Source organism: Ruegeria sp. HKCCD7181, assembly GCF_057221055.1.
Map to the genome: position 1 here is coordinate 291,317 of NZ_JBWVBC010000001.1, position 23,251 is coordinate 314,567.

The window sequence follows — 23,251 nt, forward strand, 5'->3', positions numbered from 1 at the left end:
ACACAGGGTCCCGTGAGGTCACCCTTGCCTGTTTGCCATCTCGACCTTTACGCAATCGAAAATTGTGAAAGGAATTCGGATGCTTCAAGACATCGCGGACGGGATTCAGAAAGGTCTGAACGGTAAGACTTTTGACGGCTCGCTGAAATTCGATTGCGGCGACGACGGCGTCATCGTCCTGGCGAACAATCAGGCTACAACGCAGGATCAAGAGACCGATTGTACCATCCGAATATCTCAGGAGAACCTGACCAAACTTCTGACAGGAAAGCTGAACCCCATGACCGGCGTGGCACTGGGCAAACTTAAAATATCGGGCAATATGGGCGTGGCCATGAAGCTGGGTCAGCTACTGGGCTGAGGCCCGATAAACTCACATCACCAGCGTGTGACAAACCATGTCAGCGGATTGCCACAGTCGAAAAGACAAGGCAGCCTCGTCTCGGAAGGAGACCTGCCATGATCAGGATTGCAACTCTCGACTGTCTCAAGCCCGTCCTACTGTTTACACTGATTACACTTGTTGCGTTGCTGCGCGCTTTGCCTGCCCCGGCTGCGGGAACCGAAACGCTGACGGTTGCAGGAGGGTGTTTCTGGTGCGTAGAATCCGATTTCGAATCCGTCCCAGGTGTCATCGGCGCGGTATCCGGATACACCGGAGGAGCAACGACCAATCCCACCTATGATCAGGTATCCAAAGGCGGCTCAGGCCACTACGAGGCCGTTCAGATCACTTTTGACCCGACCCGCGTATCTCGCCAAACGCTGCTGAACCTGTTCTTCCGCTCGGTCGATCCGACAGACGCGGGAGGACAGTTCTGTGACCGCGGCGAAAGCTATCGTACGGCGATATTTGTCTCTAACGCTGGGGAAAAGGCGCTTGCGCAATCAGCAAAAGATGAAGCTCAACGCGCTTTGGGTCAGGCGGTCGTAACGCCGATCCTGAACCAATCTACATTTTATCCGGCCGAGGCGTATCACCAGGACTACTACAAGGGGAACAAGCTGGTATTTACACGCTTTGGCCCAAAACGGCAGCAGAACGCATATAAAGCTTACCGCAAAGCCTGTGGCCGCGATGCACGCGTCAAACAGCTTTGGGGCAGCGACGCGCCGTTTTCCGGATCCTAGTCGAGCCGCGCCTCGCGCACTTCTTTCAGATCAGGAATAACATCAGCCGTTCCGTGACGCGTGACCATCAAGGCTGCGGCGCGGTTTGCTTGCACAATTGCTTGCGCCATTGGCATGCCGCGATCCATTCCGGCCAGGACATACCCGGTAAAGGTGTCACCTGCACCGGTCGTGTCCACTGGATCAACATCATGGGCCGCAAAATCAACCGGCTCACTGCCTTGCTGGTAGTAACGCGCGCCATCGGCACCAAGCGTTACAATCACATGCTCTACTGGCAAGTCCGAGGGCGCGATGCCAGTAGCTTGCCGCAATTGGTCGGCTTCGATCTGATTTAGGATCAGGAAATCCAGATAGGGCAAAACGTCCTTCACGGCCTCGGCCTGAAACGGGGCGGCGGCATAGCATACTGTTAAACCCAGTTCACGCCCCATCTTTGCCGTTTCAACTTGCATGTTGGTTTCGTTCTGCATCACCAACAGATCGCCCGATACCGCCGCCGTAAGGGACTGTCCTACTTGATCGCTGGCGATGGCGTGATTGGCGCCCTGAAACAGGATGATGTTGTTCTCACCTTGGGCATCGACAGCGATGATTGCGTGGCCTGTAGGCACATCTACCTCGGCAATGAACCGTGTATCGACGCCATATTCCGTCAAGCGATCCCGGGCCCAGCGCCCGTCCGATCCTACAGCTCCGATATGGGCGACGCGCGCACCGGCGCGGGATGCTGCGACGGACATATTTGCGCCTTTGCCGCCCAAAAACCGGCCCAAACGATTGGCCGATAGGGTTTCTCCCGGCCCGGGTAAGTGCGGCACGTCATAGATCATGTCCGCGTTGATCGAGCCGAGGTTCCAGATCGTCATGACTTATCCGATATCGCAGGAGGCGAGAATCGCCATGTTCAGGATGTCGTTGGCCGTTGAAACTGTCGAACAAATCTGAATCGGTTTATTAATACCGGACAGGATCGGGCCAATGACAGTCGCACCACCCATTTCCTGCATCAGTTTGGTCGAAATACTGGCCGAGTGACGTGCCGGAACAATCAGGATATTGGCAGGACCGGTCAGGCGGGAAAACGGATAGCTTGCCTGCTGATCAACATTTAAGGCAACATCCACGGTCATTTCACCTTCGTATTCGAAATCGACGCCGCGTTGGTCCAGAACGGCAGGCGCACGGTGCATTTTTTCCGCACGCTCAGAAACCGGGTAGCCAAAGGTGGAAAAACTGACGAACGCGACACGGGGATCCAGACCCATATGCCGGGCGACAGCGGCCGAGCGTTCGGCGATATTCGCCAGATCATTCTCATCCGGCCATTCATGCACCAACGTATCGCCAATCAGCACGATTCGGCCTTTGTGCAGCAGCGCGGTCACACCCGCTGCGCCATGGGTCGCATCGGCGTCAAATACGTGGTCGATCCGATCCAGCACATGTGCGGATTTACGTGTTGCACCGGTCACAAGGCCGTCACCATGCCCATGCGCCAGCATCAAAGACGAAAACACGTGCCTGTCCCGCGCCGCCAGCCGGTGAATATCCTTGGAATCAAACCCTTTACGCTGCAATCGTTTGTACAGGAAATCCTTGTACGTCTCGAGATGCGTGGTATTGGCAGCATTCACCACTTCCAGTTCGCGCACGGCGTCGCCGAGGCCAGCTTCCTCCAGCTTTTGCTTCACGTCATCTGGACGACCGACAACCAGCGCCTTGCCGAAACCAGATCGCTGATACATTACAGCAGCACGCAGCACGCGAGGATCGTCGCCCTCGGCAAAGATCATCCGGCTCTGCGCTGCGCGGGCGCGGGCGTTCAGGCCGCGCAGAATGCTGGCCGTCGGGTCCATACGGGATTTCAGGCTCAGCTCATAAGCATCCATATCGATGATCGGACGCCGCGCCGCGCCGGTATCCATACCCGCTTTTGCTACGGCGGGCGGAATGCGGTGGATCAGGCGCGGATCGAACGGCGTCGGAATGATGTAGTCGCGACCAAAGGTCAGGGTCTTGCCATAGGCCAGCGCCACCTCATCGGGCACATCTTCTCGCGCCAAGCGGGCCAATGCGTGGGCACAGGCAATTTTCATCTCATCGTTGATGGCACGAGCATGAATATCCAGCGCACCACGGAACAGATACGGGAAGCCCAACACGTTGTTCACCTGATTGGGATAGTCGCTGCGACCTGTGGCAACGATCGCGTCGACGCGAACCTCATGCGCTTCTTCCGGAGTGATTTCCGGATCCGGGTTTGCCATGGCGAAAATAACCGGATTATCCGCCATCGACGCCACCATAGCTTGCGTCACGGCCCCTTTGACCGATACACCAAGGAACACGTCAGCGCCTTCCATGGCCTCTTCCAGTGTACGCAATTCAGTCGTGATTGCATGGGCCGATTTCCATTGGTTCATGCCCTCGGTCCGGCCCTGATAGATCACGCCCTTGGTGTCACAGACGATGCAATTCTCGTGCCGCGCGCCCATCGCCTTGAGCAGTTCGATGCACGCAATCCCCGCGGCCCCGGCCCCGTTCAGGACGATCTTCACATCTTCAATTTTCTTTCCCGAAATATGCAGCGCATTCAGTAGCCCCGCCGCGCAGATCACCGCTGTGCCGTGCTGATCATCATGGAAGACAGGGATGTCCATCTCTTCCTTCAGTCGCTGCTCGATGATGAAACACTCGGGCGCCTTGATGTCTTCGAGGTTGATACCGCCGAAAGTCGGCCCCATCAGACGCACGGCGCGACAGAATTCGTCCGGATCTTCTGTATCCAGTTCGATATCGATCGAATTCACGTCAGCGAACCGTTTGAAAAGGACCGATTTCCCTTCCATCACCGGTTTTGAGCCCAGCGCGCCCAGATTGCCAAGGCCAAGAACAGCTGTCCCGTTCGAGATTACCGCAACCAGGTTACCCTTGTTGGTATAATCGTATGCCGTTTCCGGCGCTTCGGCGATGGCTTCACATGGAACGGCAACGCCGGGGCTGTACGCTAGCGACAGATCGCGTTGCGTGGTCATGGGAACGGTGGCCTGCACCTCCCACTTTCCGGGGGTTGGGTCCAGGTGAAAGGCCAGCGCCTCTTCTTTGGTGATTTTCGCTTTGGGCATCGGATATGTCGTTTCTTTGCAACTGCGGGGCCTTTGCCTCATAGCGCAGGCAGATGCGCGCCTCAACGACAATACGTTTTCACCTTTCGCAGCTGATGGGGGATTTGTAAGGTCGCGACCGGAATACGCCAGAAGGGGGCCGCCTTTGTCCACAGTCACGCCGATGATGGCGCAATATCTTGAGATCAAAGAGGCCCATGCCGACGCCCTGCTGTTCTACCGCATGGGCGATTTTTACGAGATGTTTTTTCAGGATGCCGTAAACGCCGCCGAGGCGCTGGACATCGCCCTGACCAAGCGCGGCAAACACAACGACACCGACATTCCGATGTGCGGCGTGCCAGTACACGCGGCCGAAGGCTACCTGCTGACTCTGATCAGAAAAGGGTTCCGCGTGGCCGTGTGTGAACAGATGGAAAGCCCGGCCGAAGCGAAGAAAAGAGGCTCTAAATCGGTCGTAAAGCGCGATGTTGTGCGTTTGGTTACCCCCGGCACGCTAACAGAGGACGCTTTGCTTGAGGCCCGTCGTCACAATTTTCTGGCCGCTTATTCCGAGGTGCGGGATGAGTCCGCCCTGGCATGGGCCGATATCTCAACCGGTGCGTTTCATGTGATGCCTTTGACTTCGGTCAGGCTGAGCCCGGAACTTGCACGGCTAGCGCCTTCGGAACTGATCGTGGCGGACGGGGTAGAACAGAAATTAAATGAGCCAGCCCGCGATCTGGGTATTTCACTGACGCCGATTGGGCGCGCCAGTTTTGACAGCACTGCGGCGGAAAAGCGCATCTGCGGTCTGTTCCATGTCGGGGCGTTGGACGCGTTCGGGAGTTTTGGACGCGCTGAAATTTCGGCCATGGGCGCGCTGATCGACTATTTGGAGATCACGCAAAAAGGGAAACTGCCCCTGCTGCAGACGCCATTGAAAGAAGCAGAAGACCGGGTCGTTCAGATCGACGCCGCCACACGGCGCAATCTGGAACTGACGCGTTCACTGTCCGGCGGCCGCGCCGGATCGCTTTTGTCTGTTGTGGACCGGACCGTCACGCCGGGCGGTGCGCGGCTTCTGGAACAACGCCTCTCAAGCCCCTCGCGCAATCTGGATGTAGTCCACTCGCGATTGGATGCGGTGAGTTTTGCTGCCGAAGACAGTCTGACCGCCTCTGACCTGCGCGAGGCGTTGCGGAAAACGCCAGATCTGGACCGAGCCCTGTCGCGCCTGTCTCTGGACCGTGGCGGCCCCCGGGACTTGGCAGCCATTCGTAATGGTCTTTCGCAAGCAGCTGCTATTGCAGAGATCTGCTATGGCCAAGATTTGCCAGTCCTGCTAGCCACCGCCTTGCAAAACCTTGTTGGTTTTGACGACCTGCTGAACCTGCTCGACGAGGCTCTTGTCGCTGAACCGCCCCTTCTGGCCCGCGACGGAGGGTTCATCGCTCCCGGTTTCGACTCCGAACTGGACGAAGCGCGCACCCTGCGAGACGAAGGCCGGTCTGTTATCGCAGGGTTCCAGCAGAAATACGCGGAGCACACCGGGATCACATCGCTAAAGATCAAGCACAACAATGTGCTGGGCTATTTTATCGAAACTACGGCCACTCATGCCCAGAAAATGCTGAACCCACCCTTCAGCGAAACCTATATCCACCGCCAGACCACCGCCAATCAGGTACGCTTCACAACGGTCGAGCTGTCCGAAATCGAGACACGAATTCTGAATGCGGGAAATCTGGCCTTGGAGATTGAAAAGCGGCTCTATCAAAGGCTTTCTGGCGAGATTTTGAACCTCGCCGCCCGTCTGAACCAAGCCGCCCGAGGGCTGGCCGAACTGGATTTGACCACCGCCCTCGCTGATCTTGCCCGCGGAGAAAACTGGTGCCGTCCGCAAGTTGACACATCTCGCGCATTCGACGTGCAGGGGGGCCGCCATCCGGTCGTGGAACATGCTTTGCGCCAACAGAGCGGGGATGCGTTCATCGCGAATGATTGCGACCTGAGTGCTGAGAAAGGAGCCGCGATCTGGCTGCTAACCGGTCCCAACATGGCCGGTAAATCGACCTTCTTGCGCCAAAACGCACTGATCGCACTACTGGCTCAAATGGGCAGCTACGTTCCAGCCGAACAAGCACATATCGGAGTAGTCAGCCAGTTGTTCAGCCGCGTTGGCGCCTCAGATGATCTGGCCCGAGGCCGCTCGACCTTCATGGTTGAAATGGTCGAAACCGCCGCGATCCTCAATCAAGCCGATGACCGTGCGCTGGTCATTCTCGACGAAATCGGCCGAGGTACAGCGACTTATGATGGTTTGTCGATCGCCTGGGCCACGTTGGAACACCTTCACGCCGCCAACCAATGCCGCGCCCTGTTTGCCACTCATTACCACGAATTGACGGCCTTGGCAGGCAATCTGGAGGGCGTCGACAACGCCACCGTCGCGGTCAAGGAATGGGAAGGTGCGGTGATCTTCCTCCACGAAGTTCATAAAGGCGCTGCCGACCGCTCTTACGGGGTACAGGTGGCACAGCTGGCCGGACTGCCGGCGTCAGTGGTCGAGCGCGCCCGCGTTGTATTGGATCAACTGGAAAAAACCGAACGCGAGGGCGGTAAGCAGAAGGCCCTGATCGACGATCTTCCTCTGTTTTCGGCCGCTCCACCGCCGCCGCCTCCAACCCCCAAGGCGTCGCCTGTCAACGATATGCTTGACGATATCCTGCCGGATGAACTGACCCCGCGCGAGGCATTGAATCTGATCTACAAATTGAAAGAGGCGGCCAGATCCTGACCGCCTCAATACCAATTTATTCAGAATCCGTTTAGTTTGCAGGCATCGACGACACGCCGACTTGTGCCGGGCGCAGCAGGCGATCATGCAGCATGAAGCCTTCGGCAGACACTTGAATGATATCACCTGCCTTGGTTCCAGGGACCGGAGCCTCAAACATCGCCTCGTGCACGTTCGGGTCAAATCGGTCGCCGACTTCCGGAGTGATCACCTCGATGCCATGCTTCTGAAATACATCCTTCAGCGCCCGCATGGTCAGTTCGACGCCTTCGATAAGACCGGCAGCGACCTCTTTCTGCTCATCGGTCGCGGCCTCAAGCGCGCGCTTCATGTTGTCATAGACGGGTAGCATGTCGCGCGCCAGTTTCGAGCCACCGTATTGCTCGGCATCCCGGCGAGCCTTGTCACCGCGTTTCCGTGCGTTTTCCGCATCGGCCAGCGCACGCATGAATCTATCTTTGTATTCATCCCGCTCAGCTCGCAATGCGTCCAGCTCCAGCGCTTCCTCGCTGAATTCAGCCAATTCGTCCGCAAGCTCTTCCGCTTCGGCGGTTGCGATATCGTCCAGAAAATCTTCGTTCTTGGGCTCTGCCATCTCTTACCCTCTAGCTCCGGTCGGATATCAGCTTGCCGACCAGTTGCGCCGTATAATCCACGATCGGCACGATCCGTCCATAATTCAGACGCGTGGGCCCGATGACCCCGACCGCACCGATAATCTTTCGATCAGCGTTCATATATGGAGACACCACCAAAGAGGAACCCGAAAGTGAGAAAAGTTTGTTCTCAGACCCGATAAAAATGCGCACACCCTCGCCATCTTCGGTCAGTTCAAGGAATTCGGCGATGTCCCGCTTGCGTTCCAGATCGTCGAACAGGGTGCGAATTCGGTCAAGTTCCTCGGCTTCACCGGGTTCACCCAACAGATTCGCCCGGCCGCGCACGATCAGACGGGCCGAATCCGTCCCGTCGCCGTCCCAGGCCGCCATACCGCTTTCCACCATCTCGCGTGCCAACGCGTCGATTTCCTGCCGCCGCGCCGCGATCTGGCTATGCATCTGACGACGCACCTCGCTCAGCGTTCGCCCCTCGATCAGCGCATTCAGGAAATTCGCCGCCTCGCGCATCGAACTAGGCGTCTGCCCGGGTGGCGGCGTGAAAAGGCGGTTTTCAACCTGCCCGTCAGAGAATACCAGAACCACCAGCGCCCGGTCATGGGCCAGCGACACGAACTCGATATGCTTGATTTCCGTCTCATGCTTGGGCGTCAGAACCAATGAGGCGCCATGCGTCACATGTGACAAGGCCGAGCCGACCCGGTCCAACATTCCCCCAACATCGCCAGCGTTAGAGCCTAATGTCTCGTCCAGCTTCTGTCGGTCATCCGCACCCAAGTCGCCAACTTCCAGCAGCCCGTCCACAAACATACGCAAACCTTGTTGCGTCGGAATCCGCCCCGCGCTGACATGGGGGCTGTCGAGTAGGCCAAGAAACTCCAGATCCTGCATCACGTTACGCACGGTTGCGGCGCTGACTTTTTCCGACAAGGTGCGCGTCAGTGTGCGGCTGCCGACGGGCTCGCCGCTGTCCAGATAACTCTCAACGATCAAACGGAACACTTCGCGCGACCGCTCGTTCATTTCGTCCAGAATTTTGCTCGCTTCGCTCATCGCGGGTCTCCTGCTGGCATGTCATTAAATAGCAGGCATCAGAAAGGTCAATCGGGGTTGCATCACCATGGTACTGGGAGTTATCCCCAAGCCAGTAAACAAAGGATTTTCCATGCGACCCTCAGGACGTGATCTAAACGAAATGCGCCCGGTTTCAATCGAAACTGGCTTTACTAAACATGCCGAAGGTTCCTGCCTGATCAAGATGGGCGACACCCATGTATTGTGCACTGCCACGATCGAGGATCGCGTACCGCCTTTCATCAAGGGCTCGGGCCTGGGTTGGGTCACCGCCGAATACGGTATGCTGCCGCGCGCGACCAACACGCGTATGCGGCGCGAGGCTGCCAGCGGTAAGCAAGGCGGACGTACCGTGGAAATTCAGCGTCTTATCGGGCGTGCGCTGCGCGCTGGGGTGGACAGGGTTGCACTGGGTGAGCGTCAGATCACCGTCGACTGTGACGTGATCCAAGCCGATGGTGGCACCCGTTGCGCTTCGATTACGGGCGGCTGGGTCGCACTGCGTCTGGCGGTGAACAAGCTGATGAAGACCGGCGATGTTATTTCCGATCCGCTGGTCGATCCGGTGGCCGCCGTGTCCTGTGGTATCTACGCTGGTCAACCGGTTCTGGATCTGGATTACCCCGAGGACAGCGAAGCAGGCGTAGATGGAAACTTCATCATGACCGGCTCCGGCAAGTTGATCGAAGTGCAAATGTCTGCCGAAGGCTCGGTTTTCAATCGCAACCAGATGAACCAGCTGATGGATCTGGCCGAAAAAGGCGTCGGTGAGTTGGTTGCGGCCCAAAAGGCTGCCACTGCATGACCCGCAAGTTCGACAGTGACAGGCTGCTGGTAGCCACCCACAACAAAGGCAAGCTTGAGGAGATGGCACATCTCCTCGAACCCTTTGGTGTGACGGTCATTGGCGCGGGAGAGATGGACCTGCCTGAACCGGAAGAAACCGAAGACACGTTCGTCGGCAACGCCCGGATCAAGGCCCACGCAGCCGCCCAGGCCACCGGCCTGCCTGCACTGTCGGACGATTCCGGCATCACTATCGACGCATTGGACGGAGCGCCGGGGGTCTACACCGCCGATTGGGCCGAAACCGGCAATGGCCGAGATTTCCTGATGGCGATGACCCGCGCGCATGATGAGCTGGAGGCAAAAAACGCCGTCCATCCGCGTACCGCACAATTCCGTTGTACGCTGGTTCTGGCCTGGCCCGATGGCCATGACGAAGTATTCGAGGGCATTGCCCCCGGTCATCTGGTCTGGCCGATCCGCGGCAAGGACGGATTCGGCTATGACCCGATGTTTGTCCCCGACGGCCATGACATTACCTTTGCCGAGATGGACCGTTGGGAAAAGAACAAGATCAGCCATCGCGGTCGCGCGGTGGAGATGTTCGTGAAGGGCTGCTTTGGCGGATGATTGGCGCAACGGGGGCTTTGGCCTGTACGTGCATTGGCCCTTTTGCGAGGCCAAGTGCCCCTATTGCGACTTCAACAGCCATGTTTCTAAAAATACTAATCAAAAACAATGGCTTGACGCATATTTGAAGGAACTGCGGCGCAGCGCTGCGGAAACACCCGACCGCGTTTTGAACACTATTTTTTTTGGCGGCGGCACGCCTTCGCTGATGGCGCCCGAAACCGTTGCCGCTGTGATCAACGAGGCCAGAGCCTTGTGGCGACCCGCCAACGATATGGAGATCACGCTGGAAGCCAACCCTGGATCGGTTGAGGCCGGCCGGTTCGCTGCTTACCGAGATGGCGGAGTCAATCGCATTTCAATGGGTGTCCAGGCGCTGAACGATGAAGACCTGCGCCGTCTTGGGCGCATCCACACTGTGGCCGAGGCCCGCGCCGCCTTCGACATTGCGCGCACCTGTTTTGACCGTGTCAGCTTCGATTTGATCTATGCGCGGCAACATCAAACTCTGGACGCGTGGCGCGCGGAGTTAAACGAAGCGCTTTCTATGGCGGTTGATCATCTGTCCCTCTATCAACTGACAATCGAAGACGGCACCGCATTTGGGGATCGCTATGCCGTCGGCAAATTGCGCGGCCTACCTGAGGATGACAACGCAGCAGATATGTATCTGGCGACTCAGGACATATGCGAGGCACACGGTTTACCCGCATATGAAGTTTCCAATCACGCACGACCCGACGCGGAATCGCAGCACAATCTGATTTATTGGCGGTACGGTGACTATGTCGGTATTGGACCGGGCGCTCATGGGCGGATTACGCTGAACGGGCGAAAATACGCGACCGAAACCTACCTCGCTCCGCAACGCTGGTTGGATGCAGCCTCTCAGGGCAACGGTGAAAAAGAGCGCACCGTGCTGCCCCCGAAGGACCAGGCAAATGAATACCTTATGATGGGGTTGAGAGTTTCTAATGGACTAGATATTGATCGATACACGAAATTGGCAAACCACCCCCTGCCCCAAAACAAACTGCAACACCTGAGTGAACTGGGCATGATTCAATGCCAGGGCGGACAATTAATTGCCACGCCAGACGGTCGTGCTGTGCTGAATGCAGTCATCCGAGAACTTTTGGAGTAGATGATGCACTATCTGTGGGCCAGTTTGGGACTAATCTGTGTGGGTTTAGCAGTGGTTGGGATTGCATTGCCCTTACTGCCCACCGTTCCGTTTTTGCTATTGGCGACCTTTTTCTTCGCCCGATCGTCATCAAGGCTGCATAACTGGCTGATAACGCATCGCGCGTTCGGCCCTTTGATCCTGGATTGGCAGAGCTCAGGCGCAATCCGACCAGCCGCAAAAAAGGCGGCAACTTTGTCCGTTACCGCCGTATTTGCTCTATCAGTTCTGTTTTCCGCACCGACTCATGTACTGATCATTCAGTTCGTGGTTCTGAGCGGCGTGATGCTCTTTATCTGGACCCGCCCTAGCGGCTAAGTTTGGCACAAAGATCGTCCAATTGATCAAGATTTTCATAGGTTAATACGACTTGCCCGGATTCGCTGCCAGCCTTGTGGTTGATGGCAACTTTCATCGCGAGAATTGCAGACAGGTCTTTCTCGAGCGCACGCGTATCAGCGTCCTTCCCGGCATTCAGATTTCTAGATCTGGGCGCAGGCCGGTCCGATTCCGACTGCTGTTGCTTCTTAACCAGATTCTCTGTCGCGCGAACAGAAAGGCCGTCCCGAACAATCTTTTTCGCAAGTTCTGACGGGTCTTCAGCCGTGATAAGCGCACGTGCGTGTCCCGCCGACAGCTTACCCTCGACCACCAAAGCCTGCACATCCATCGGTAGCGACAAAAGACGCAACAGGTTGGCAATGTGACTGCGGCTTTTACCTAGCGCCTCAGCCATCTTTTCCTGCGTATGGCCGAAACGGTCCATCAACTGCCTATACCCAGCCGCCTCTTCTACAGCATTCAAGTCAGCGCGTTGGATGTTTTCAATTATCGCCACCTCAAGGACTTCAGTATCATCGAAGTCTCGGACGATAACTGGAATGTCATGAAGTTGCGCCATCTGAGCTGCACGCCAACGACGTTCGCCCGCGACGATTTCATAGTCGCCACCGTTGATGCTGCGCACGATCAAAGGTTGAATGATGCCCTTTTCCTTGATCGAGGCAGCGAGCTCGTCCAGTTGCGTCTGCGAGAACGTGCGGCGCGGCTGATCTGGGTTTGCCCTCAATTTTTCAATTGGGACTTTCAAATCTGGTCGGCGCGGTTCTGATGTCACCCGGCCGTCTGCCTCGGTCGTAACATCCGCCATCAATGCGGATAGTCCCCGCCCCAATCCCCTGGGTTTGCCTTTTTTGGCGTTCACTTCGCCCTCCTGACGGCCGTTTAGACGGCTACCTTGTTATTCTTGTGCAAGACTTCTCGTGCCAAATGCCGATAAGCCATCGCACCCAAAGATCCAGAGTCGTACTGCAACACGGGCAAGGAATAGGACGGAGCCTCACTGACCCGCACATTTCTGGGTATCTTGGTTTTAAATACCATCTCTCCCAGATTGTCACGCGCGTCTTTTTCGACCTGACGGGACAAGTTGTTGCGGTTGTCATACATAGTCAACACAACACCTTCGATTCTCAGGTCCGGATTTGCTGTTTGTCTTACTTCGCGAATTGTCAGCATCAATTGTGAAAGACCTTCCAGCGCAAAGAACTCACTTTGCAACGGAACAAGGACGGAATGGGCTGCAACCATCGCGTTTACGGTCAACAGATTCAAAGATGGGGGGCAATCGATCAGCACAAAATCTAATTCAAACGCATCAATCGCCGTCTGCCGCAATGCATCATGCAGCAAATAACTGCGTTTTTCGTTTGAAATCAGCTCAATATCTGCCGAACTAAGGTCGACGGTCGCGGGAACTACCAGTAAGTTCTCGATCTCTGTATCCTGCACCACGGCTTCCAGTGGAGCATCATCCAGAAGCAAATCGTAAGTTGTCCAATCCCGATCATCGACACCCAATCCCGTGGAGGCATTTCCTTGCGGATCCAAGTCGACCACCAGAACCTTGCATCCGGATTCAGCTAAACCAGCCGCCAGATTGATTGCTGTTGTGGTTTTCCCGACCCCGCCTTTCTGATTGGCAACCGCAATAATTCGGGGACCTGAAGGACGAGACAGATCAACCACGTGTGACTCCTTTGATCTTCAGAATAACAGCCTGAGGCTCGGTTATGCTTGTAATTGCTTCCGCCTGAAATTGCCATTCTTCACGTGCGTCCGACAACTCTTTTTCCCAGCTTGCGCCTTTGGGCAACAAGGCCGCACCGGAATGGCTTAAATGTCTGTCACAAAAGGAGATTAGTGTTTTCAAATCCGCCAACGCTCGTGCAGACAAAATGTCGGCTTCCAATGGCTCAACCGCCTCGATACGCTTCGAAATCACTGTAGAATTTGCTTTGCATTCACGGATCACGTTCCGCAAGAATGCCGATTTACGCTGATCGCTTTCAACCAGGGTAAATCTGGTTTCCGGCGCCTCTTCAATTGCAATGATGGCGCAAACCAATCCCGGAAACCCGCCGCCACTGCCCAGGTCGACCCAGTGGGCCGCGGGGTCAGCACAACGAAAAACCTGAATCGAATCCTGTATATGCCGCGTCCACAAATCCTGAAGACTGTTACGCGAAACCAGATTGATCTTGGGATTCCATCGCTTCACCAGTTCGGCATATAACTTCAAACGCTCGAATGTTTCACGTGAAACATTCAAATCGTCGGGATTCAGCCCAATTTCCGAACTCATGCCTTGCGAACTTTCTGATCACGCCTTAGCCGCGCCAAAACCAAAGTCAATGCGGCCGGAGTAACGCCCTCAACCCTACTCGCCTGAGCAATATTGGTTGGCCTGGCTTTGGATAGCTTTTGTTTCATTTCTGACGAAAGACCATCCAAGGCAAAGTAATCGAAGTCCATCGGAATCTCGTGGGACTCGTCGCGTTTCATCGCATCCACATCTCTTTGCTGACGCGCTATGTAATTGGCGTAGAGAGCATCTCGTTCTATCTGACGGCGTGTGTCACTGTCTGTCCCGCTCAAGCCGGGAACCAAGGGGATTAGATCTTCGAATGAAACATCTGGAAACGCGAGTACCGCCATACCATCTCTGCGATTTCCGTCCTGGTTAATACTTATACCAGCGGAGCGGATTTCTTTTGGTGTATAGCTTTGCCCGGTTAATAAAGATTTGACTGTACCCAGCCTGTCCATTTTTTCTTCAAACACCTGACGTCGTCGTTCACCCACACAACCCAGCCTAGCTGCTATTGGTGTCAGTCGCTGGTCCGCATTATCTGCTCTTAGTGAAAGACGAAACTCGGCCCTGGACGTGAACATGCGATACGGTTCCGCGACTCCGCGTGTTGTCAGATCGTCTATCATCACGCCGATATAGCTGTCTGCTCTGGTAAAATGAACCGGTTCCCGCCCCTGCACTTCCAATGCGGCATTTAGACCAGCAACAAGGCCTTGAGCCGCAGCTTCTTCATATCCTGTGGTTCCATTGATTTGCCCCGCAAGATATAGCCCCGGTACATCGGGAAGTGACAATGAGGAAGTCAGGACACGTGGGTCAATGTAGTCGTATTCTATTGCGTATCCCGGTTGCAGGATTTCGGCGCGTTCAAGCCCCTTGATTGATTGAACATACTCAATCTGTACATCCTGCGGCAAAGACGTAGAGATACCGTTGGGGTAAACGGTGTGATCATTCACACCTTCTGGCTCCAAAAAGATCTGATGAGATTCTTTGTCAGCGAAACGAACAATCTTGTCTTCGATCGACGGGCAGTATCGCGGACCAACCCCATCGATATGACCACCGTACATGGCAGAGCGCGTCAGGTTTTTTTCGATAATCTCATGTGTTCTCGAATTGGTGTGCGTAATTCCACACGCGATTTGGGGCGCGGTAACCGCCTTGGACAGGAAGGAGAACAACACCGGTTCTTCGTCGCCTTCTTGTCTTTCGAGAATATCCCAGGCAATCGACCGACCATCCAACCGTGGTGGTGTACCTGTTTTTAACCGCCCCATGGGCAGATTGAACTGATCCAGTCGTTCGGCCAATTTCAAGGATGGGCGATCACCCATTCGACCACCAGATCGCGAGACATCGCCAATATGGATGACACCACGTAGGAAAGTCCCTGATGTCAGGATGACTGCTTTTGCCGGGATCTCTGAACCGTCGCCAAGAATGACACCCGAAACCTTTCCACCATCCATGAGGAAATCCACGACCTCTCCGGTGATAACCGTAAGACCGGGTTGCTCTGATGTCCTCTTTTGCATGGCTGAGCGGTACAGAGCACGGTCTGCCTGTGCTCGCGGCCCCTGAACAGCCGGACCTTTGCGTCGGTTCAACAGGCGGAATTGAATCCCCGCCGCGTCAGCTACACGAGCCATGACTCCGTCCAACGCATCGATCTCACGAACCAGATGACCTTTACCTAGACCGCCAATCGCCGGATTACACGACATCACTCCAATGTCTTTCTCGGACAATGTCACAAGTGCTGTGTTCGCTCCCATACGAGCTGCCGCATGTGCAGCTTCTGCTCCAGCATGACCGGCACCTATTACTATGACATCAAACTTCGAATGTTTCACGTGAAACACTCCTTACTTACCAAGGCAGAAACTGGCGAAAATTTCGTCCAGAAGCGTTTCTACATCTATTCTGCCCACCAGAGATTCAAGCGCTCGAATTGCTGTTCTCAGCTCTTCCGCCGCGATATCATACATGTCCGGACCCGATTCCAGAACAGTTTGCGCCGCACCAAGTGCCTGCATCGCCTTGTGCATTGCCACTCTGTGGCGTTCCCGCGTCGCAATACCAGATTTAGTGGTCTTAACACTAAGCTTCCGCGAAATATCGGATATCAACTGGTCAATACCCTGCCCTGTTTTACCAGATATCCCGCCAACCGAGCTGTCCCTCAGGTCAGATTTAGGGAAGACCTGAATATCGCCCTCCTGAATATCAATACCCAGCTCTTGCAGCGAATCCGTCAGAAAAACGCGCAAATCGGCAGACATCGCGCGCTTACGAGCCAGCTCGACACCCAAGTTTTCGACATGATCATCTGTTTGACGCAGCCCTGCCGTATCCAGCAATGTCACTGGCAGCCCCGCTAGATCCATCCGAACTTCAATGACATCGCGGGTTGTTCCTGCATATTCCGACGTAATAGCGGCCTCACGCCCAGCCAGTGCATTCAGAAGTGTGGATTTTCCCGCATTTGGCAGTCCAACAATAGCGACCTCGAACCCGGTTCGAATTCGCTCAGCAATTTTCACTCCCTGGGATTCACGCTCGAGATCAACCATGACACCAGCGATCAGCTCACGAACTTCGGGGCTGACGTCTGTCGGAACCTCTTCATCCGCAAAGTCGATCACTGCTTCCAACAATGATGCCGCCCGGATCAAATCTCGGCGCCAGCGTTCGGCCAACGCACCCAACGCGCCTGCAAGAATCGTTTGGGCCTGAGTTCTCTGGGCTTCAGTCTCCGCATCGATCAGATCAGCCAACCCTTCGACCTGGGCCAAATCCATCTTGCCGTTCTCAAGTGCGCGGCGGGTGAATTCGCCCGGTTCAGCCAGACGAAGATCTTCAAACTCGGACAAGCAACGCAGCACCGCATTAACCGAGGCGGTGCTGCCATGGATTTGCAACTCGACCACGTCCTCGCCAGTGAAGCTGGCCGGAGCCTCAAAGGTTAGGACCAGACCATCATCCAAGGGTGACCCATCTTGGGCCCGTAAACTACGCATTCGCATGCCGCGCGATGGCAGATCACCACCGGCAATTTCGTTTGCGGCCGTATGCGCCTGTGGGCCCGACAAGCGGATGACCGCAACGCCGGCTTTGCCTTGCGCGCTGGCCAAGGCGAATATCGTATCCATTCGAAGGCCTCGCGTGGGTTAAGACCTATGTCAGGTGTTCATCGAGTCGAAGAATTCACCGTTTGTCTTGGTCTGTTTCAACTTGGACAACAGGAACTCAATCGCGTCGGTTGTACCCATCGGGTTGAGGATCCGGCGCAGAACGAAGGTCTTGGCCAGATCTCCTTTATCGACCAGAAGATCCTCTTTCCGGGTGCCGGACTTGAGAATGTCGATCGCCGGGAACACGCGCTTGTCCGCGATCTTGCGGTCCAGCACGATCTCCGAGTTACCGGTGCCCTTGAATTCTTCGAAGATCACTTCGTCCATCCGGCTGCCGGTATCGATCAGGGCCGTTGCGATGATCGTCAGCGAGCCACCCTCTTCGATGTTCCGCGCTGCACCAAAGAACCGCTTGGGCCGTTGCAGGGCGTTTGCGTCAACACCACCGGTCAAAACCTTACCCGAAGACGGTACGACCGTGTTAAAGGCCCTACCAAGTCTTGTGATCGAATCGAGAAGAATAACAACATCTCGTTTATGTTCGACCAAACGCTTGGCTTTCTCGATCACCATTTCGGACACGGCCACGTGGCGCGTCGCAGGTTCGTCGAAGGTCGAGGACACAACCTCACCCTTCACCGAGCGCTGCATATCGGTCACCTCCTCCGGGCGTTCGTCGATCAGCAGGACGATCAGATAACACTCGGGGTGGTTCTGTTCGATCGAATGCGCGATGTTCTGCAAGATCACCGTCTTACCGGTCCGCGGCGGCGCCACGATCAGCGAACGCTGACCTTTACCAATAGGCGACACCAAGTCGATTACACGGGCCGACTTGTCCTTGATGGTGGGATCTTCGATCTCCATCTTCAGGCGCTCATCCGGGTACAACGGCGTCAGGTTGTCGAACAGGATTTTGTGTTTGGCTTTTTCGGGCTCTTCAAAGTTGATCTTCGTGACCTTGATCAGCGCAAAATAGCGTTCGTTCTCATCCGGGGCTTTGATATCCCCTTCGACCGTATCGCCGGTCCGCAGCGAATGCAGGCGGATCATGTCAGGTGAGACATAGATGTCATCCGGACCGGGCAGATAGTTCGCCTCGGGTGAACGCAGGAAACCAAACCCGTCCTGCAGTACCTCAAGCACGCCATCGCCACCGACGGTCCAGCCCTCATCCGCGCGTTCACGCAGAATCTGGAACATCATCTCGCCTTTCCGCATGGTCGAGGCGTTTTCGATCTCAAGCTCTTCGGCCATTGCCAGAAGGTCTTTGGGGCTTTTGGCCTTTAGCTCGGCCAGATGCAGGGATTCAGTTGTCATGATGATACGAACCTTGGCCGCATGGATCGCGGCACGGAGTGAAATTTCAGAACGGAAGATACGCCGCCCGGACGGGCGTGTTATGCGTTACATACGCATCAACAGGTCTGGAGTCAAATAGCCCTCAGAACTTCAGAACAACCGCTAGGACGATGGCAATCATCAAAACGGTCGGGACCTCGTTCATCATGCGATACTGACGTCCTGTGAGCTTATTCCGGCCCTCCAGGAAATCCTTGCGCCGTGCCATCAGCCAGTGATGGAACCAGGTCATCCCGACTACGGCTGCCCCTTTGACCCAAGGCCAAGTCCAGTCCCATCCGACGATACCCGGCGTAAAGACCATGATTAGCCCGCACACCCATGCCACGTACATCGCAGGGGCCATGATCACGCGCAGCAGCTTGTCTTCCATTTCAAAGAAGATTTCCTGCGCCCCATCGACGGCTTGTGCCTTCTCAACGTGGTAGACGAACAGTCTGGGCAGATAGAACAGGCCTGCCATCCACGAAATCACCGCCATGATGTGCAGGGACTTCACCCATGGATACAGCGTGAAAAGTAAATCCGTCATTCTGACTCTCGGCTTGGGTCTGATCTTCCCTAATAAAAAAATATGAAAAGAAAAAGGATGATGGTTTTGTAGGGAGGCGAAAATCCGTGGATTACTTTTTTACTCAGAACTTTTCCCCAGGGCGAATAAGTACCTTCACCCGTCTTCCGATTCTGTTGATATTAAAATTACCTATTTAAAAACAATATGTTGTGCTGCTATTTATCGTAGAACCATGGGGATAAATCCAAGAGTATTTCCGGATAATCAGGTTATCCTGATTTTCAGACTTATCCTTGCCCAGACTGGATAGTATCCGGGCGACTCGGCGAAGATTTTCCCGAAATTCCCCGGGTTGCGTGTCAACCAGAAAACCATACAAACCACTCCAGAACGTTCATCGAATTGCACACGGGGTTTTCCACATGTCTGTCCCCATTATCCTGGCTTCAGGGTCTGAGATCCGCGCGCAGCTATTGCGAAATGCAGGCGTACCATTTTCGGTCCAGACTGCCCGAGTGGACGAGGACACAGCCAAGCGGGCCCTGCTGGCCGAGGGTGCGTCACCTCGCGATGTGGCCGATACACTGGCTGAAATGAAAGCGCACAAAGTCAGCGACAAATCTCCTGGTGCCATGGTTTTGGGCTGCGATCAGGTTCTGGATTTCGACGGGCAGCTATTGTCCAAACCTGAGACACCCGAAGAAGCGGTAGCACAACTAAAGGCTATGCGGGGCAAGCGGCACATGCTGTTGTCAGCCGCGGTCATCTTTCAAAATGGCGAGCCCCTCTGGCGACATGTTGGACAGGTAAGGTTGCGGATGCGTATGAGTTCGGATGCTTACCTGCGGGACTATGTTACACGAAATTGGGACAGCATTCGTCATGCGGTCGGCGCCTACAAGCTCGAGGAGGAAGGCGTCCGGTTGTTTGCCACCATTGACGGCGACTATTTTAACGTCTTGGGTATGCCCCTGTTGGAGCTTCTCAATTTTCTGGCTGTTAACGGAGTGATTGATCAATGACGGACCACCGCATCCCACTGGCCGGAGTGATCGGGCATCCTGTTGCGCATTCCAGGTCGCCTAAACTGCATGGGCATTGGCTAAAAAAGTACGATTTGGCGGGTCACTATATTCCGATGGATGTGGCCTCTGCTGATCTTGAGCTGGTTCTGCGCACTTTGCCCAAGGCGGGTTTCGTCGGCGCCAACGTGACCGTGCCGCATAAAGAGGCGGCGTTGCGGCTGGCAGATCACGTTTCGGACAGGGCGTCGGTGATCGGTGCGGCCAACACTTTGGTGTTTCGCGAAGATGGCTCGATCCATGCTGACAACACCGACGGCTATGGATTCATGGAGAATCTGCGCAGTGGAGCACCTGATTGGAATCCAAAGGACGGCCCGGCGGTGGTCTTCGGCGCCGGTGGCGCGGCGCGGGCTGTTCTGCATGCGCTTGCGCTGGCAGGGGTGCCCGAAATTTTGCTGACCAACCGCACCCGCACCCGCGCCGATCACCTGAAAGAGGAATTTGGTCAGCGCATTTCGGTCGTTGATTGGGTTCAGGCCGGGAATGTCATTGAAGATGCCGAGCTTGTGGTCAACACCACGTCCCTTGGAATGCAGGGCCAGCCGGAACTGCGCGTACCGCTGGATGGATTGCAACCCGGTGCCGTCGTGACCGATCTGGTCTATGCGCCGCTGAAAACCCATCTGCTGTCTCAAGCCGAGGAGGCAGGATGCACGGCAGTGGACGGTCTGGGTATGTTGTTACACCAAGCTGTTCCCGGGTTCGAACGCTGGTTTGGTCTGCGTCCCGAAGTGGATACGGAAACTCGCGCGGCGGCGTTGGCATGAGTTTTGCGCTTGGCCTGACGGGTTCGATCGGGATGGGCAAAAGCACCACGGCACAAATGTTCGTGGATGAAGGCTGTGCGCTTTGGGATGCGGATGCCGCTGTACATAGGCTGTATTCCAAGGGGGGCGCGGCAGTTGAACCAATGTTGGCGGCCTTTCCGTCAGCCATCGTCGATGGTGCCGTCAACCGGGATGCGCTGAAGCAAATCATCGCGGCGGACGCGGCAGCCCTCAAATCGATCGAGGCGCTTGTGCATCCGCTGGTGGCGGCAGATCGCGCTTCGTTTCGTGAAACTGCAACGGCCGATATTCTGGTGTTCGACATTCCGCTGCTGTTTGAAACCGGTGGTGAAGCGGCGATGGATGCTGTTGCCTGCGTATCAATACCGGCAGAAATACAAAAACAACGGGTTATGGAACGTGGAACCATGACCGAAGCCCAATTCGAACAGATCCGGGCCAAGCAAATGCCGAATGACGAAAAATGCGCTCGATCGGATTTTGTAATTGTTACGGACACGCTGGACCACGCGCGCGCGCAAGTGCAGAATGTGGTCAGGCAGATCAGGGCGGGGATGGCAGATGCGTGAGATTGTGCTCGATACCGAGACCACAGGATTTGACCCTGAAAGCGGTGACCGGATCGTTGAAATTGGTGCAGTCGAATTGTGGAATCATGTCGCCACCGGCGAGACCTATCACGTCTACATCAATCCCGAACGTTCGATGCCGGAAGAAGCATTCGGTGTGCATGGCATTGGCCCGGACCTGCTGGAACCCCCGCGCCCACCTGAAAAAGGACAGGTCACGCTGAAGGACAAGCCGGTCTTTGCAAAAGTTGGTCAAGGTTTCCGCGATTTTGTCGGCGACGCGAAACTGGTGATTCACAACGCCTCGTTCGACATGAAATTTCTGAATGCGGAATTGGGCTGGATGGGTGTCCCGTTAATCCCGATGGAACAAGCGCTGGACACGTTGGCCATTGCGCGCAAGCGGTTCCCCGGCTCACCTGCCTCGTTGGATGCCTTGTGCCGCCGGTTTGGTATCGACAACTCGAACCGGGTTCTGCACGGAGCGCTGCTCGATTCGGAGATTCTGGCCGAGGTCTATCTTGAGCTGATCGGTGGCAGGCAGCCGGACTTCGGCTTGTCTTCTGTGGCGACAGGCATGTCAGGCGGGGGTGACAACTGGCGACCGACACCACGGCCAACGCCATTGCCCTCTCGGGTCACCGAAACAGAACGGGCCGCACATCAGGAGTTTGTGGAAAAACTGGGCGAGAACGCCCTGTGGACCCGCGCCTGAGCCTTGCCCGGCGCGGGTCAAAAGATCAGGCTTCGGTCTTTTGCGCCTGTTCGGCTTGACGGCGCATCAGCTCGTTACGATACAGTGCGACGAAGTCAATGTTGTCCAGGTTGACCGGCGGATAGCCACCATCGCGGGTCACGTCGCTGACGATGCGACGCAGGAACGGGAACAGCATCCGCGGGCATTCGATCATCAGGAAGGGGTGCAGCTGATCTTCGGGCACACCTTCGATGTGGAACAGACCACAATAATCGATTTCGAACAGGAACAGAACGTCTTCCAGGCCTTTTGCCTTGGATTTCAGGTTCAGCTTGATCGCGACCTCGAACTGGTGATCCGGTGTACGCTTTTTCGCGTCCAGATTTACCTGAACAGCGATCTCTGGCTGTACCTCGCCTGACACACCTTTTTGGGCCATGACGTTTTCAAAAGACATGTCGCGAACGAACTGAGACAGAACGCGCATCTGAACTTGCGGTGCGGCTTGGGCCGCGGTGTTTTCTGTGGCGCCTTCTTCGGCCATGGAACTACTCCAAAAATGAAATTCGCCACTGCTTAGCAAGTTGGGCGGGACACCTCAATGCTGGTGCGGCCCTTCGACCCATTTCGAGGGCTTTGCCGGGTCGCTACGCGGACGAACTTCCGAGAAATCACCGTCGATGATGTCACCCTGATCGAACGGATCGCTGCCTGATCGGAATTGCGCCCCTGTGCCCATCTGGAAATGGGTGATCGTCGCCTTTGATTTGAGGTAGCGAAAAACCGCAACGCGAATGCCGGGGATTAACAAGGCAAATCCAATAGCATCAGTGAAAAAACCCGGTGTCAAAAGCAACACACCCGACAAAAGGATCATGGCACCATGGGCCAGCGGTTCGGTCGGATCATCCAGTTCGGCAAAGGATCGCTGAAGGTTTGCCAGGGCCATGCGACCTTGTGTCCGCACTAAAACAGTGCCCAGAACAGCCGTCAGAACCACAATTGCAAGCGTTGGCCACAGGCCGATCAATCCACCGACCTGAATGAACAGGGCAATTTCGATGATCGGGACCAATAAAAATGCCAAGAACAGATACATTTGCGTTATCCTTTACCAT

The 23,251-nt window shown here is 55.6% G+C and carries 24 protein-coding genes; 11 read left to right on the forward strand and 13 right to left on the reverse strand.

The genetic code is table 11. The features are described 5' to 3' along the window. The first annotated feature begins 79 nt into the window (after positions 1-79). Both AC2TCY_RS01465 and msrA read left to right on the forward strand, forming a co-directional pair. Positions 80-361 carry an SCP2 sterol-binding domain-containing protein gene (locus tag AC2TCY_RS01465; RefSeq protein WP_480844995.1) on the forward strand — a complete coding sequence of 94 codons (282 nt, stop codon included), beginning with the start codon at positions 80-82 and terminating at the stop codon, positions 359-361. A gap of 98 nt (positions 362-459) precedes the next feature. Continuing rightward, positions 460-1,131 carry a peptide-methionine (S)-S-oxide reductase MsrA gene (msrA, locus tag AC2TCY_RS01470; protein WP_480844996.1) on the forward strand — a complete coding sequence of 224 codons (672 nt, stop codon included), beginning with the start codon at positions 460-462 and terminating at the stop codon, positions 1,129-1,131. Here msrA and AC2TCY_RS01475 read toward each other — a convergent pair. After that, complete coding sequence (locus tag AC2TCY_RS01475) at positions 1,128-2,000, reverse strand: ribokinase (RefSeq protein ID WP_480844997.1); 873 nt, start codon at positions 1,998-2,000, stop codon at positions 1,128-1,130. The two genes, msrA and AC2TCY_RS01475, sit on opposite strands and share 4 nt — an antisense overlap. Positions 2,001-2,003: 3 nt before the next feature. Continuing rightward, on the reverse strand, positions 2,004-4,259 hold the full coding sequence (locus tag AC2TCY_RS01480) for an NADP-dependent malic enzyme (RefSeq protein WP_480844998.1): 2,256 nt from the start codon (positions 4,257-4,259) through the stop codon (positions 2,004-2,006). Positions 4,260-4,422: 163 nt separating this feature from the next. Here AC2TCY_RS01480 and mutS point away from each other — a divergent pair, with 163 nt between their 5' ends. Then, positions 4,423-7,038, forward strand: coding sequence for a DNA mismatch repair protein MutS (gene mutS / locus AC2TCY_RS01485; RefSeq protein WP_480845481.1), 2,616 nt, complete (start codon positions 4,423-4,425; stop codon positions 7,036-7,038). A gap of 31 nt (positions 7,039-7,069) precedes the next feature. Here mutS and AC2TCY_RS01490 read toward each other — a convergent pair whose 3' ends face one another. Continuing rightward, entirely contained in the window at positions 7,070-7,633 is a 564-nt protein-coding gene (locus tag AC2TCY_RS01490) for a nucleotide exchange factor GrpE (RefSeq protein ID WP_480844999.1), read from the reverse strand. A gap of 10 nt (positions 7,634-7,643) precedes the next feature. Next, entirely contained in the window at positions 7,644-8,708 is a 1,065-nt protein-coding gene (gene hrcA / locus AC2TCY_RS01495; protein ID WP_480845000.1) for a heat-inducible transcriptional repressor HrcA, read from the reverse strand. Between the two features lie 112 nt (positions 8,709-8,820). On the opposite strand from hrcA, the gene rph reads away from it, so the two are divergent. From rph to AC2TCY_RS01515, 4 genes are read left to right on the forward strand one after another with little or no spacing between them, the layout of a single operon-like run. After that, entirely contained in the window at positions 8,821-9,534 is a 714-nt protein-coding gene (gene rph, locus AC2TCY_RS01500) for a ribonuclease PH (RefSeq protein WP_480845001.1), read from the forward strand. After that, positions 9,531-10,145: an RdgB/HAM1 family non-canonical purine NTP pyrophosphatase gene (rdgB, locus tag AC2TCY_RS01505; RefSeq protein ID WP_480845003.1), complete on the forward strand. Its 615-nt coding sequence runs from the start codon at positions 9,531-9,533 to the stop codon at positions 10,143-10,145. The genes rph and rdgB overlap by 4 nt, the downstream gene beginning before the upstream one ends. Continuing rightward, on the forward strand, positions 10,135-11,289 hold the full coding sequence (gene hemW / locus AC2TCY_RS01510; protein ID WP_480845004.1) for a radical SAM family heme chaperone HemW: 1,155 nt from the start codon (positions 10,135-10,137) through the stop codon (positions 11,287-11,289). The genes rdgB and hemW overlap by 11 nt, the downstream gene beginning before the upstream one ends. Positions 11,290-11,292: 3 nt before the next feature. Beyond that, a complete protein-coding gene (locus AC2TCY_RS01515; protein ID WP_480845005.1) occupies positions 11,293-11,646 on the forward strand; it encodes a YbaN family protein in 354 nt (117 codons plus the stop codon). Here the strand turns inward: AC2TCY_RS01515 and AC2TCY_RS01520 are convergent. From AC2TCY_RS01520 to AC2TCY_RS01550, 7 genes are all read right to left on the reverse strand, one after another. After that, complete coding sequence (locus AC2TCY_RS01520) at positions 11,636-12,532, reverse strand: ParB/RepB/Spo0J family partition protein (protein WP_480845006.1); 897 nt, start codon at positions 12,530-12,532, stop codon at positions 11,636-11,638. The two genes, AC2TCY_RS01515 and AC2TCY_RS01520, sit on opposite strands and share 11 nt — an antisense overlap. A 20-nt stretch (positions 12,533-12,552) precedes the next feature. After that, positions 12,553-13,356 carry a ParA family protein gene (locus tag AC2TCY_RS01525; RefSeq protein ID WP_480845007.1) on the reverse strand — a complete coding sequence of 268 codons (804 nt, stop codon included), beginning with the start codon at positions 13,354-13,356 and terminating at the stop codon, positions 12,553-12,555. Continuing rightward, on the reverse strand, positions 13,349-13,972 hold the full coding sequence (gene rsmG, locus AC2TCY_RS01530; RefSeq protein WP_480845009.1) for a 16S rRNA (guanine(527)-N(7))-methyltransferase RsmG: 624 nt from the start codon (positions 13,970-13,972) through the stop codon (positions 13,349-13,351). Before rsmG ends, AC2TCY_RS01525 begins: the two co-directional genes overlap by 8 nt. Continuing rightward, positions 13,969-15,837: a tRNA uridine-5-carboxymethylaminomethyl(34) synthesis enzyme MnmG gene (gene mnmG, locus AC2TCY_RS01535; protein WP_480845011.1), complete on the reverse strand. Its 1,869-nt coding sequence runs from the start codon at positions 15,835-15,837 to the stop codon at positions 13,969-13,971. Before mnmG ends, rsmG begins: the two co-directional genes overlap by 4 nt. Before the next feature lie 12 nt (positions 15,838-15,849). Continuing rightward, the gene (gene mnmE / locus AC2TCY_RS01540; RefSeq protein ID WP_480845012.1) at positions 15,850-17,136 is read right to left on the reverse strand and encodes a tRNA uridine-5-carboxymethylaminomethyl(34) synthesis GTPase MnmE; all 1,287 of its coding nucleotides are present in this window, start codon (positions 17,134-17,136) and stop codon (positions 15,850-15,852) included. A 30-nt stretch (positions 17,137-17,166) separates the two neighbouring features. After that, positions 17,167-18,438: a transcription termination factor Rho gene (rho, locus tag AC2TCY_RS01545; protein ID WP_480845013.1), complete on the reverse strand. Its 1,272-nt coding sequence runs from the start codon at positions 18,436-18,438 to the stop codon at positions 17,167-17,169. A 124-nt stretch (positions 18,439-18,562) separates the two neighbouring features. Then, positions 18,563-19,012 carry a CopD family protein gene (locus AC2TCY_RS01550; RefSeq protein WP_480845014.1) on the reverse strand — a complete coding sequence of 150 codons (450 nt, stop codon included), beginning with the start codon at positions 19,010-19,012 and terminating at the stop codon, positions 18,563-18,565. 404 nt (positions 19,013-19,416) lie between these two features. On the opposite strand from AC2TCY_RS01550, the gene AC2TCY_RS01555 reads away from it, so the two are divergent. Genes AC2TCY_RS01555 through dnaQ form a run of 4 tightly spaced genes read left to right on the forward strand, consistent with a single transcriptional unit; the run spans position 19,417 to position 22,151 of the window. After that, the gene (locus tag AC2TCY_RS01555) at positions 19,417-20,016 is read left to right on the forward strand and encodes a Maf family protein (RefSeq protein WP_480845015.1); all 600 of its coding nucleotides are present in this window, start codon (positions 19,417-19,419) and stop codon (positions 20,014-20,016) included. Beyond that, positions 20,013-20,846, forward strand: coding sequence for a shikimate dehydrogenase (locus tag AC2TCY_RS01560; protein WP_480845016.1), 834 nt, complete (start codon positions 20,013-20,015; stop codon positions 20,844-20,846). Before AC2TCY_RS01555 ends, AC2TCY_RS01560 begins: the two co-directional genes overlap by 4 nt. After that, the gene (gene coaE / locus AC2TCY_RS01565) at positions 20,843-21,436 is read left to right on the forward strand and encodes a dephospho-CoA kinase (protein ID WP_480845017.1); all 594 of its coding nucleotides are present in this window, start codon (positions 20,843-20,845) and stop codon (positions 21,434-21,436) included. The genes AC2TCY_RS01560 and coaE overlap by 4 nt, the downstream gene beginning before the upstream one ends. Then, on the forward strand, positions 21,429-22,151 hold the full coding sequence (gene dnaQ, locus AC2TCY_RS01570) for a DNA polymerase III subunit epsilon (RefSeq protein ID WP_480845018.1): 723 nt from the start codon (positions 21,429-21,431) through the stop codon (positions 22,149-22,151). The genes coaE and dnaQ overlap by 8 nt, the downstream gene beginning before the upstream one ends. A gap of 25 nt (positions 22,152-22,176) precedes the next feature. On the opposite strand, the gene secB is transcribed toward dnaQ, so the two are convergent. Together secB and AC2TCY_RS01580 are read right to left on the reverse strand one after the other, a co-directional pair. Then, positions 22,177-22,677 (reverse strand): protein-export chaperone SecB, encoded by a 501-nt coding sequence (gene secB / locus AC2TCY_RS01575; protein WP_480845019.1) that lies wholly within the window; start codon positions 22,675-22,677, stop codon positions 22,177-22,179. Positions 22,678-22,731: 54 nt separating this feature from the next. After that, positions 22,732-23,232, reverse strand: a complete 501-nt coding sequence (locus tag AC2TCY_RS01580) for an FxsA family protein (protein ID WP_480845021.1) — start codon at positions 23,230-23,232, stop codon at positions 22,732-22,734. Between the last annotated feature and the right edge of the window lie 19 nt (positions 23,233-23,251).

Coding starts and splice junctions, on each gene's coding strand:
- rph (WP_480845001.1), top strand. CDS start 8,821: ATGCGACCCTCAGGACGTGATCTAAACGAAATGCGCCCGGTTTCAATC.
- AC2TCY_RS01515 (WP_480845005.1), top strand. CDS start 11,293: ATGCACTATCTGTGGGCCAGTTTGGGACTAATCTGTGTGGGTTTAGCA.
- rho (WP_480845013.1), bottom strand. CDS start 18,438: ATGACAACTGAATCCCTGCATCTGGCCGAGCTAAAGGCCAAAAGCCCC.
- AC2TCY_RS01475 (WP_480844997.1), bottom strand. CDS start 2,000: ATGACGATCTGGAACCTCGGCTCGATCAACGCGGACATGATCTATGAC.
- AC2TCY_RS01550 (WP_480845014.1), bottom strand. CDS start 19,012: ATGACGGATTTACTTTTCACGCTGTATCCATGGGTGAAGTCCCTGCAC.
- mnmE (WP_480845012.1), bottom strand. CDS start 17,136: ATGGATACGATATTCGCCTTGGCCAGCGCGCAAGGCAAAGCCGGCGTT.
- rdgB (WP_480845003.1), top strand. CDS start 9,531: ATGACCCGCAAGTTCGACAGTGACAGGCTGCTGGTAGCCACCCACAAC.
- hrcA (WP_480845000.1), bottom strand. CDS start 8,708: ATGAGCGAAGCGAGCAAAATTCTGGACGAAATGAACGAGCGGTCGCGC.
- dnaQ (WP_480845018.1), top strand. CDS start 21,429: ATGCGTGAGATTGTGCTCGATACCGAGACCACAGGATTTGACCCTGAA.
- AC2TCY_RS01480 (WP_480844998.1), bottom strand. CDS start 4,259: ATGCCCAAAGCGAAAATCACCAAAGAAGAGGCGCTGGCCTTTCACCTG.
- coaE (WP_480845017.1), top strand. CDS start 20,843: ATGAGTTTTGCGCTTGGCCTGACGGGTTCGATCGGGATGGGCAAAAGC.
- AC2TCY_RS01560 (WP_480845016.1), top strand. CDS start 20,013: ATGACGGACCACCGCATCCCACTGGCCGGAGTGATCGGGCATCCTGTT.
- rsmG (WP_480845009.1), bottom strand. CDS start 13,972: ATGAGTTCGGAAATTGGGCTGAATCCCGACGATTTGAATGTTTCACGT.
- secB (WP_480845019.1), bottom strand. CDS start 22,677: ATGGCCGAAGAAGGCGCCACAGAAAACACCGCGGCCCAAGCCGCACCG.
- AC2TCY_RS01580 (WP_480845021.1), bottom strand. CDS start 23,232: ATGTATCTGTTCTTGGCATTTTTATTGGTCCCGATCATCGAAATTGCC.
- AC2TCY_RS01555 (WP_480845015.1), top strand. CDS start 19,417: ATGTCTGTCCCCATTATCCTGGCTTCAGGGTCTGAGATCCGCGCGCAG.
- mutS (WP_480845481.1), top strand. CDS start 4,423: ATGATGGCGCAATATCTTGAGATCAAAGAGGCCCATGCCGACGCCCTG.
- AC2TCY_RS01490 (WP_480844999.1), bottom strand. CDS start 7,633: ATGGCAGAGCCCAAGAACGAAGATTTTCTGGACGATATCGCAACCGCC.
- AC2TCY_RS01465 (WP_480844995.1), top strand. CDS start 80: ATGCTTCAAGACATCGCGGACGGGATTCAGAAAGGTCTGAACGGTAAG.
- msrA (WP_480844996.1), top strand. CDS start 460: ATGATCAGGATTGCAACTCTCGACTGTCTCAAGCCCGTCCTACTGTTT.